Source organism: Persicitalea sp. (assembly GCF_041751555.1).
Taxonomy (GTDB): Bacteria; Bacteroidota; Bacteroidia; order Cytophagales; family Spirosomataceae; genus Persicitalea.
On sequence record NZ_JBGSXF010000379.1, the window covers coordinates 1 to 10,152 of the forward strand.

Consider the following 10,152-nt stretch of genomic DNA (forward strand, 5'->3'; position numbering starts at 1 on the left):
GCAACCGCTGGTACCTCGACGGCTGGGATACCGAAAAAGACAGCATCCGCACCTTCGGCCTCGACCGCATGACCGACCTCCGCCTCACCGAAAACCCCATCACCACCGATCGCACCGCCACTTACAAAAATCTTCGCCGTCATGTTATCGGTGTTACTGCGCCCGACGGTGCCGAGCCGGAGCGCGTGGTGCTGCGATTCAACGCCTTGCAAAGTAGCTATGTGCGGTCACTGCCATTGCATTCAAGTCAGCGAGAACTATCCAAATTGGGTGAGTTTGAGTTGTTCGTGGTGCTTAATCCGGAGTTAGAGAAGGAACTACTCAGCTTTGGCGAGGCGGTGGAGGTGTTGGAACCTGCTTCGTTGCGCGAACGGGTTGCGGCACGGGTGAGAGGAAATTTAAAATTATATGAGGACAAAGATTAAAATGGCAGGATGCAAATTCCTTTTAGCACCGTTTCCCATGCCGTAGGAATCGGCCGTTCTTAGTAGGGGGCGAAGTCGGTTCTGCCCACCTCTCAAGTACCGACTCGTGTATCACGGCTCCTAGCTTTCGACCATAAATATTTGAAGGACGGCAAAAATAATTTCGACTAGTGAACTTTTTGACCAACGAGTGTGTAGATGCTTAGTAAATAGATAAAAACTAGTAAATTCTGTTAGAATCTATATATTACTAATAACGGGATGAAAATTTACTACTACGCTAGAAGGTATGAAGACATTCGTTACTCCAGAGATTTCAAGTTCCTTTTGTCGCTCGTTAAAGGAAGTGACAATGTTTAGCGGCTCTGAGTTCGTAATAACTGCCGACTGGATAGGTCATGAACTAAGAAGCAAAGACATAATACTGCATATTCAGGATCTGTCTCCAACGCTAGTTATAACAGCCAACCCAACCTTGGCAGCGGAAATCCGAAAATTTTCTGCGTGTAAAATCTTTTTATTGAAAGATGATTATGAAAACATGCTTCAATCTTGGATAATGCCCCTGAAAGCATTTCTAAATTCTCCAACTCAAGTTTTCACTTCCTAATTGAACCCGCACCTTAAGTAAGGTATTGAAATTTATTTGTGATCTCTAGTTGCTATTTAATCGCACCCAATGGGTATGTATGCCAAAAATTTCTAAAATCTTTCACACTGTACCACTTTTTGGCGAACCTCCCCTTTTCCTTTGACCCATTCAAACTGAAAACACTATGCGCGTACAATTACAATTGAGTTCTAGTACCGAACCCGTTCCGTTCAACCACCTGCACCAGTTAACTGGGGCGATCCATAAGTGGCTGGGCGATAATTCGGCGCATGACGGTATTAGTCTTTATAGCTTCGGGTGGCTTAGAGGTGGTCAGCCCCGACCGAAAATGCTCTATTTTCCAGAAGGAACTAGTTGGAATATTTCATTTTACGACGACGAACTGGCTCGGCAACTAATAAAAGGAATCATGGCAGACCCGTCTATAGCTTACGGAATGGCCGTGCAGGAAGTTCGAGAAATCGCCCCGCCTTCATTTAGTAAGCAGCATATTTTCGCTACCGACGGGTCGGCGGTTCTAGCGCGGCGTATGCGCGAGGACGGCAGTCGCGAGTACTTGCTCTGGGACTCCCTGGCGGCCAATGATGTGCTGACTCATTTACTGCGCAAAAAGCTGGGCGTAGCGGGCTTCACGGGCGAACATCTTGACGCCAGGGTGGCATTTGATCGCGCTTATTCACGGCCCCGACCTCGCATGGCAACGATCAAAGGTGTTAAGCACAAAGGCAGCGAATGCCCGATCATTGTGGAAGGAACGCCGGAAGCCATTCAGTTTGCGTGGCTGGTGGGGGTGGGCGATTTGACGGGCAGCGGCTTTGGTGCATTACGATAAAACAGCGATAACTATGAGCGAACCACTTTTACACATCGTCACCTATACCGGACCTTTCGGCTTCATTAAGCCGTGGACGGCCGTGCGTGATAGTGAAACATTTAGCCAGCAGTTTCTTACTCCCAGCATTTTGGTGGGCATAGAGCGAAAACTATTTCCAGAATTGCTCAATGCCCCTTTTTCCATTGATCGAATAAAAGGGCATCGACTTTCATATAACGGAATGTCCATGCAGCAAGAACAAACTCAACCACGGGGCTGGAACAAAGCTGGTAAAGATTTAATACGAAAGTATGCCATCCTGACGCGCGGTGTGATGCTGAATCCTATGCTGCATTTGGCTTTTGAGCAACGTCAAGACGCTGAGATTGCCGTAACACAACACATCTGCCTCTGTCGAAATGAAGACATTCTTTACCCGGATGCTGAAATATCAACTATCCAGGCCGATGCCTTTGACGCTTCCCCTTTCGATGGCTTTGAGTTGATTTTTGAAAACAACGAACGATCTTTTCTGGTAGGACACAATCGGTTCGATGGTGGAAATCCAATGTATGGTTGGCTCAAAGTGGTAGGGAATCCGGTAAAATCAAGTGAACTATGAAAACCAGATTTGACTATCTTAAAGCAAAAGGCAAGCCTGACTTCACCACACTAACCGATCACCTAAATCATGTGATTTTGGCTACGGTCAAGGCAGCAATAGCGTTTGGTTTGGATGCAGAAATAGCTAGGTTAGGTGCCATTCTGCATGACATCGGCAAGATTCATCCTACTTTCCAGCATCGCCTGACGAGTGCTTATCAACGAAGTCCGATGGACAATCCCTTCCGACATGAGTTGTCTTCCTTACTTTTTCTTACACTTTTCAGTCCAATTCTTCACCCGCCATTGATAGAAATGATAGTTGGGCATCATAAATCAGTCAAAAAGGACAGCAAAGATTTGGGAATAGTGGATTTGGATGAGCGTTTGGAAGACATGGCCTATGAGCTACACAGCGAACGATGGGACGAATGGGCTCCTGTTGCCTTAGAGATGCTCGAATTTTATGGAATAGCAGTTCGTCCGGTATCCATTGAGGAGGCACAGGATGCTTATTTTGAGGTTTTGAAATATTGCCAAAGGGGCGATCAAGGATTTTCAGAATGGCGAGGGTTATTGATGGCAGGAGACCATTTTGGTTCTGCATTGATACACAAAACCGAAGAAGAAACACAACGCCTCTTCAAAACTCCAGACTTAAGATATTATAATCGTCAAGCCCCACTTTATCCTCTTTCGTACGAACCCGCCGACAGTCCGAAGCCCCACACACTGGTGACGGCTTGTACAGGGGCAGGGAAAACCGACTACCTATTGCGTCGGTGCCGAGGGCGTGTGTTTTACACCTTACCGTTTCAAGCTTCTATCAACAGCATGTTTGAACGTTTGAAAGGCGATTTGGAGGAACACAATCCCAACTTGGATATTCGAGTGTTACACGCGGCTTCCAGACTGATGGTTAACAAAAAAGAAATTGAGGAAAAGGTCCTGCAAGGGCACATGGGTTCAGCGGTCAAGGTCTTGACCCCACATCAAATGGCCTCGATGGTCTTCGGAACAAGAGGCTATGAAGCTACCTTGATGGATTTGCGTGGGTGCGATGTCATTTTGGACGAAATACACACCTATACCCAAATCACGCGGAGCATTGTTTTGAAAATCGTGGAAATGCTCAAAGCCATCGGTTGCCGCATCCACATAGGTACTGCTACGATGCCTACTGTTCTTACCGAAAGAATAAGGGCTATTCTTGGGAGCGACGAAGTATTTGAGATTAAACTTTCAAATGAGGAGTTGGACAAGTTTGATCGCCATACTATTCATAAAGTTGATACCTACGAGCAGACCTTCGTCATTATTGAAGAGGCCGTTGAGAAAGATCAAAAAATATTAGTAGTCGCTAACAAGGTAGCTACGGCGCAGGAACGTTATCGACAACTTAAAAAAGCCCATCCTGGTGTACCAATCATGATGATTCACAGCCGTTTCAAACGCGGTGAGCGTGGTACTTTGGAGAAAAAGTTAATGGGCAAAAGGCTCACCTGTGCTGGGGATGAAATCAAAGAATTTAATACCGGGACAGGAGCTTGTATTGTGGTTTCCACTCAGGTGGTAGAGGTGAGTTTGGATATAAGTTTTGATTTGATGGTAACCGATACCGCTCCGTTCGATGCTCTTATTCAGCGTTTTGGGCGTGTGAACCGCAAAAGGCCCGCTGACCCTGAAAATCCTTATAAACCAATTTACGTAATAGCTCCTCCCGAAACGGACGATGATGCCAAGCCGTACGAACTGACCATTTTAAAAGAGTCATTTAAAGCACTTCCAAACAGTGAGATAATGCACGAACGCGACGTTCAAGGTCTTATCGACCAAGTATTTCCAACCGTGGACACCATAGAAATCGACAAGGAAGCAATTTATGTAAATGGTCAATGGCGCATCGACAAATTGGTTCATAAACCCAAGTCGATCCTTTTTGAAAAACTAAAAATTGACTCCATGATCTGCATAGACGAAAGTGATTTGCACAGCTATGAAAGTATGGGGTACGAAGAGCGAATGGCTTTGGAGATTCCAGTTCGGTATCACTCGATTGCTCACAATAAGCTTGAAAGATCCGAGGTTGGCAACCGACCATTCATCATTCCTGAAAAAGCTTATGACAAAGAAGTGGGTTTACTACCCGATTTTTTGAGGCCTGAATTTTACACAGTGATTGGCTCATTCAAAAGTAGAATATTATGATAACCGCAAGTATTGGCCGCTCCTTCGTTAGACACTACAATCAGAAAAATAATCTGAACCTGTCGGCAAAGGAGTTTTTTGAGAAGTTTTTCTATGACTTATTTTTTAATCATCCAAAGTACCTGTACTGGGTTTCTAACTCTCCTTTTGTGCAAATGGGAAAGGGTCAGAAACCCCACCTGTTAACTGCTCAGGAACGCTTGGAAAAGTTGGAAAAACTGCACGAAAAAATAGAAGCTGGTCTGATAGATGCAAGTACTGCCATAGGGTTTCCTGCTTCCGAAACGAAGGAATTTGCTACCACTTCGGGGCAGGTAACTGACTTGATGATTCAAACAGATCCCGATGAAGTCTATTGCTCCTGGATTGGCGGCGGTTTGGGAGTCGGAGTTGCGGGAGGGCAGACTATTCTGTTTGATAACCCAGCCATTTTTGATGCTTTGTTTCAGGGCTGGCAAGTCTATCGGGATTATCTGAATGATCCTGCCTATGAGGGCCTTTCAGGCAATAAGATCAATTCGTGGAATAGTCAATGGCTTACTCATGTGTTGGGAAAGGACTACCGTCCCGGCGACCCACTTCGAGATTTTACGGGGATGTCAACCAATGTCGACGGGAGTATCGATATACCAACCCAATCGTGGTTGAGCGTCGTGCTGGCAATCGCGTCAAAAATACAGTCACCGAATATGATGGGCTACGTGTACAAACACGGGCAGACCAACTCGACCTACGGCTTCATACTGTTTGATTTGATGACCATTAAACGCCCCTCTGAACTGTACACGAAGCTCTTTGGCGAATTTGCGTATCGAAGAGATGCTAAGATCATTGAGAACCTCTATGGTTCGGCTTACTCCTTCCAGCGGATTTGCCAGTCAGGCTCTGTGGGCACTACGGCACTGGAACCGAAGGGACTAAAAGACTACATGGAAGGCAAGAAAAAATTCAAATACGATGATACCAACTCTGAAATAAAAATCACATTTAATACTTACGTAACCTGGTTATTAGCTATGCTGAACAACGACAAATTTTGGGACGAAACAGGTGAGGTTGCCGATATGCTCTATCGGTACGGAACCTACACCAGCAAGGAGAAGGATTTGAGTACAGGGAAGAGTACACAGATCGACAGTCTCCTGAAAACAGTGAACAAACCCAAATTTATCACTGAACTCGACTCTATCATGAAAGCGGCCGACGCTTCATTTTCGGATGAACTTGAAGCATTGGCTTACAAAGTTCACAAAATACCCGTCGATCACTTTCTGTACTTCAAAACGCTGGTATCACTACGCTACCATAAAGCGGTCAAAAAGGCCGAAAATTAATTTAAACAACCAACAATTAAACTGTTCACTTATGTCATCATTCATCTATTTACGCGGATTAAAACACGCTGACTTCACAGTCTTCGGAGTGGAAAATGGTCAGAAAACCTTTTTTGATTCTCAATTTGGAAAGTCATTACCTTATTCAAGCGGACAGCAAGTCAAGCGGTCTATCATGGATTCGTTCACGGATTCATTGGGAACTCAGCCTGCCCCAATCACTTTTATCAGCGATGTGAAAGGAAAAGGCTCCAAAATGGAACTTAGTGAGGGAGAGCCTTTGAGCCTGTGCGATCCTGATTATCCCGACCAATTGATTGGAGGGTACATGAAGGCGGAGAGCGGCGGGACAAGCCGTACAATCAAACGTCGAAGTCCACTTTCAATCTCGGCCATGCGTCCGTTGCACCCTTACTTGGCAACAACTAACAAGGAGAACATTACATTTGACCGCAGTGACCGACCCGATTTGCATAAGGTTATCGTGCGACGTTCGGACGGTAGCCAAATGTCAGATGATGAGGTTGAGGATTTGCTTAGCGGGGTAAACCGTAGTTTGCACCGCAAGTGGATACCTGATAACAAAAGAGCAGGCGGACTCTTTGTTTATGACGTGGCAATTGACCTCCGCCGTCTGTTCACGGTCTCAACAAATCAGTTTGAACCAGAAATGACTCCCACTATTATTAAAGGTTTGCGAGAAAAAGGCTGGACAGACGGAGAAGCTATTTTCGGCAAATGCCTGGTGGCTCCACCTGACAAGCGCCAGGAAATGACAAAAGCTTTGGCTCATGCCCTCATTAATTGGCAGATTACTTCCAACCAGTCACGCACATTCAGTTTGATGGAAACATTGGCGGTAGTGATAAGCGACAATGCCAACAAGATTGCAAGTTCCATAAGAGCTAGTTTAAAGGAAGACAGCGAACGTGCCGAGCCAATTGTCGATGAGTCTATCCCAGGGGTTGACGCGTTTATCACTCCTGCATCTTCGGGATACTTACGGGATGTAGTTGCCTCGATAGATGCTCTGGATAAAGCAAAAGCAGAACTGGTAAAGCGAATCGAAACCTACTCCTCAAAATACTGAGAAGTCAAATGGAAACCGCGCCAAAATCTTCACCCCGCATTGGCGGCATGCTCGTCGGCTACCACCGCCTTTGCCCGCGCAAGGCGTGGTGGTCGCTGCGGGGCATCTGGATGGAGCAGGAGTCCGACACCGTCGCGCTGGGGCGGCTGCTCGACCAAGCCGCCTACGCACGGGCCGACAAGCACCTGCAAGTCGAAGCCGAGGCCCCGGACGGTACGCCATTAATTGGCAAGATCGACCGCGCCAATCTGCGCGAGGGTGTGTTGCACGAAACCAAAAAGGGCCGCTCCTGCGAGGACGCCCACCGCTGGCAGGTGCGGTTTTACCTGTGGCTGCTGCACCGCAACGGCGTGGCCCGCGCCGACGGCTCGCCCTTCGTGGGCCAACTCGACTACCCGCTGCTGCACCGCACCGAAACCGTCACGCTGGAAGCCGAACACCTCGCCGAACTCGAACGCACGGTGGCCGCTGTCCGCCAACTCGCCACCCAGGAAACCCCGCCCCCGGTCTTGACCAAGAGAAGTTTCTGCAAAAAATGTGCTTTTGAAGAGCTGTGCTACGGGTAAAACCAATTTTGGGTGAATGATAGAATCAAAGTCAATACCTATTCACTCAATCTATCATTCAAAATCAAATACCCATGAAACGACCTTATTACCTCTTCTCAAGCGGACGACTCAAACGTCAGCACAACACCCTGGCCCTGGAAAAAACCACGGGCGAGCGAACTCCCGACGATGCGCCCGGCGACGAGGGGTTGCCCTCCGCCGCGCCCGATGGGCCGCGAACGCCCTTCCCGGTCGAGAGCGTGGACAGTTTGTTTTTGTTCGGAGAGGTGGACATCAATTCCAAACTCATCACCTTTTTGGGGCAACAGGGCATTCCGGCCTTTTTCTACGACTACTACGGAAACTTCACCGCCACGATTTATCCGCGCGACAGCCAGCTTTCTGGGCGACTGCGGATGCAGCAGGCGCAACATTACCTCAGTCCCAGGAAGCGGCTGGTACTGGCGCGGGCTTTCGTGGAAGCGGCTTTGTTCAACATCGAGCGCGTCATTAAGTACTATCAACCACGCCTGACGGGTGAAGCCCAAGCTAAGGTGCAAGGCACGCTTTCCGCCCTCGTGCGCGACCGCGACGCCCTACCGCTTACGACGGACATCCTGACGCTGATGGCCGTCGAAGGCCGCATCCGGGATCGGTACTACCAACTGTGGCCGCATTTTCTGGGGCCGGAAGTGGCGGCCCGCTTCCCGTTCAATAAGCGTGAACGCCGCCCGCCCTCCAATGAACTAAACGCCCTGATTTCTTTCGGTAATTCGCTTTGTTATAATTCTGTAGTCCGGCAGATTTACCGCACCGCCCTCGATCCCACAGTAGCGTTCCTGCACGAACCCGGCGACCGCCGCTTTTCGCTCTCACTCGACATTGCTGAGATTTTCAAGCCGCTGCTCGTGGATCGCGCCATTTTCCGACTGCTGAAAACGGGTGAAATCGGCCCCAAACACTTTGAGAAACACCTCGGTGGCTGTTACCTCTCCGAAACCGGACGGAAAATCTTCGTCCAACACTGGGACGAGCGCCTCAGTCAAACCGTACAGCATCGCACCCTCGACCGCAAAGTGTCGTACGAACGCCTCATCCGGTTGGAATGCTACAAGCTCATCCGTCACCTTTCTGACCCCAAAGGCCAATCGTACCAGGGTTTACATATGTGGTGGTAACCTTTCGGCAAACTCAGGAAGCAGGAAAGGAAGGAAGTGGAAACTTGTTCTTTGACGTGCTGAAAATACATATCTACCCTGCCCCCGTCTGATCTACCTCGGGATTGGGACATTCGGGCGAACTCAAAAATCAATAAACCTATGCCTTATTTCGTGGCCGTGTACGATGTAAATCAGAAGCGCGTGGGCAAAATGCTCAAGCTCTTCCGCCGCTACCTGACCTGGATTCAGAATTCGGTCTTCGAGGGTGAGTTGACGCCCGCTCAGTTTAAAGCCCTACAAAAGGAAGCGGACCAGCTCATGCAGGGAGGCGATGGCGTGGTGTTCTACCAACTCCGCGACGAGCGCTACATGGACCGCATCGCGCTAGGCAAGGAAAAGGCTGAACGCACTCGTTTTTTGTGAGTTAGGCAATCTCCAAGTCGTCGGCCCGCCTTGGGACGCAGTTTTAGTAAGAGTTTAACTGTCTCTCAAGCTCTCAACGGTATACCATTTTTTCAAAAAAGTGTGTCGAAATGCGCGAAAGCATGTGTCGTCAGCCTCCCGGTTTTTCAACACTACCGGGGGCTGACGATTTTTTTAGTCTATTTATTCCCAAAATACCTTATCTCCCCCGTGGAAAGGCTATTTTTGCGGCGGCCTTCAATCTGACCTTCTGGTATTGAAATCTGACCGTTTCACAGATACCGGAATCGAAATTGAGACCTTCAATCTGACCTTCTGGTATTGAAATTTATGTTGTCAATCGCGGTTATCGTTGGCCCGTTGACCTTCAATCTGACCTTCTGGTATTGAAATCATTCGGTAGCTGATCCATGTGGTTTCGGTGGCTGGTCCTTCAATCTGACCTTCTGGTATTGAAATCAAGTGGCTGCTGGTGGAGGCGCACTTGAAGTGCGGCGACCTTCAATCTGACCTTCTGGTATTGAAATAGAGGATATTGGGGCCATCGTTGCAGATCGCCAGGGGCGCCTTCAATCTGACCTTCTGGTATTGAAATTACGCCTGAAAAAAGCCATGCAGATACGCCAGTTTCGTCCTTCAATCTGACCTTCTGGTATTGAAATAATGTGATAGTGTCTTATTCTGGCAGGAGAACAGGCCTTCAATCTGACCTTCTGGTATTGAAATATGTAATAACCATCGTAAGCCACGTCCGGCTCGACCTTCAATCTGACCTTCTGGTATTGAAATGCAGAAAGCATGCCGATCATCTTCGAGAATGTGAGCCTTCAATCTGACCTTCTGGTATTGAAATTGCCAACGAGGTAATCCACAGCCAAAACCGCAATCGCCTTCAATCTGACCTTCTGGTATTGAAATATTTAACGGGCAAAAC

9 protein-coding genes and 1 CRISPR repeat array are annotated in these 10,152 nt (G+C 48.0%); all 9 genes read left to right on the plus strand.

Going from position 1 to position 10,152, the window contains the following annotated elements; genetic code table 11:
- Window positions 1–425 (plus strand): helix-turn-helix transcriptional regulator (locus tag ACEW8P_RS13420; RefSeq protein ID WP_373513587.1); only part of this gene is annotated, 425 nt, incomplete at its 5' end.
- Window positions 426–1,201: 776 nt separating this feature from the next.
- On the plus strand, window positions 1,202–1,870 hold the full coding sequence (gene cas6 / locus ACEW8P_RS13425; protein ID WP_373513588.1) for a CRISPR-associated endoribonuclease Cas6: 669 nt from the start codon (window positions 1,202–1,204) through the stop codon (window positions 1,868–1,870).
- Window positions 1,871–1,883: 13 nt separating this feature from the next.
- Entirely contained in the window at window positions 1,884–2,474 is a 591-nt protein-coding gene (locus ACEW8P_RS13430) for a hypothetical protein (RefSeq protein WP_373513589.1), read from the plus strand.
- Window positions 2,471–4,663, plus strand: coding sequence for a CRISPR-associated helicase Cas3' (cas3, locus tag ACEW8P_RS13435; RefSeq protein WP_373513590.1), 2,193 nt, complete (start codon window positions 2,471–2,473; stop codon window positions 4,661–4,663). The genes ACEW8P_RS13430 and cas3 overlap by 4 nt, the downstream gene beginning before the upstream one ends.
- Window positions 4,660–5,997 (plus strand): hypothetical protein, encoded by a 1,338-nt coding sequence (locus ACEW8P_RS13440; RefSeq protein WP_373513591.1) that lies wholly within the window; start codon window positions 4,660–4,662, stop codon window positions 5,995–5,997. Before cas3 ends, ACEW8P_RS13440 begins: the two co-directional genes overlap by 4 nt.
- Before the next feature lie 31 nt (window positions 5,998–6,028).
- A complete protein-coding gene (locus tag ACEW8P_RS13445; protein WP_373513592.1) occupies window positions 6,029–7,087 on the plus strand; it encodes a CRISPR-associated protein Cas7 in 1,059 nt (352 codons plus the stop codon).
- Between the two features lie 8 nt (window positions 7,088–7,095).
- The gene (gene cas4 / locus ACEW8P_RS13450; RefSeq protein WP_373513593.1) at window positions 7,096–7,653 is read left to right on the plus strand and encodes a CRISPR-associated protein Cas4; all 558 of its coding nucleotides are present in this window, start codon (window positions 7,096–7,098) and stop codon (window positions 7,651–7,653) included.
- 74 nt (window positions 7,654–7,727) lie between these two features.
- Window positions 7,728–8,813 (plus strand): type I-B CRISPR-associated endonuclease Cas1b, encoded by a 1,086-nt coding sequence (cas1b, locus tag ACEW8P_RS13455; protein WP_373513594.1) that lies wholly within the window; start codon window positions 7,728–7,730, stop codon window positions 8,811–8,813.
- A 141-nt stretch (window positions 8,814–8,954) separates the two neighbouring features.
- On the plus strand, window positions 8,955–9,218 hold the full coding sequence (gene cas2 / locus ACEW8P_RS13460) for a CRISPR-associated endonuclease Cas2 (protein ID WP_373513595.1): 264 nt from the start codon (window positions 8,955–8,957) through the stop codon (window positions 9,216–9,218).
- A gap of 234 nt (window positions 9,219–9,452) precedes the next feature.
- Window positions 9,453–10,136: a CRISPR direct-repeat array (repeat unit 29 nt; unit sequence CCTTCAATCTGACCTTCTGGTATTGAAAT).
- The last annotated feature ends 16 nt before the right edge of the window (window positions 10,137–10,152 follow it).

Bases quoted from the DNA above. Each gene is read 5' to 3' on its own strand.
- cas6 (WP_373513588.1), top strand. From the start codon at position 1,202: ATGCGCGTACAATTACAATTGAGTTCTAGTACCGAACCCGTTCCGTTC.
- ACEW8P_RS13430 (WP_373513589.1), top strand. From the start codon at position 1,884: ATGAGCGAACCACTTTTACACATCGTCACCTATACCGGACCTTTCGGC.
- cas3 (WP_373513590.1), top strand. From the start codon at position 2,471: ATGAAAACCAGATTTGACTATCTTAAAGCAAAAGGCAAGCCTGACTTC.
- ACEW8P_RS13440 (WP_373513591.1), top strand. From the start codon at position 4,660: ATGATAACCGCAAGTATTGGCCGCTCCTTCGTTAGACACTACAATCAG.
- ACEW8P_RS13445 (WP_373513592.1), top strand. From the start codon at position 6,029: ATGTCATCATTCATCTATTTACGCGGATTAAAACACGCTGACTTCACA.
- cas4 (WP_373513593.1), top strand. From the start codon at position 7,096: ATGGAAACCGCGCCAAAATCTTCACCCCGCATTGGCGGCATGCTCGTC.
- cas1b (WP_373513594.1), top strand. From the start codon at position 7,728: ATGAAACGACCTTATTACCTCTTCTCAAGCGGACGACTCAAACGTCAG.
- cas2 (WP_373513595.1), top strand. From the start codon at position 8,955: ATGCCTTATTTCGTGGCCGTGTACGATGTAAATCAGAAGCGCGTGGGC.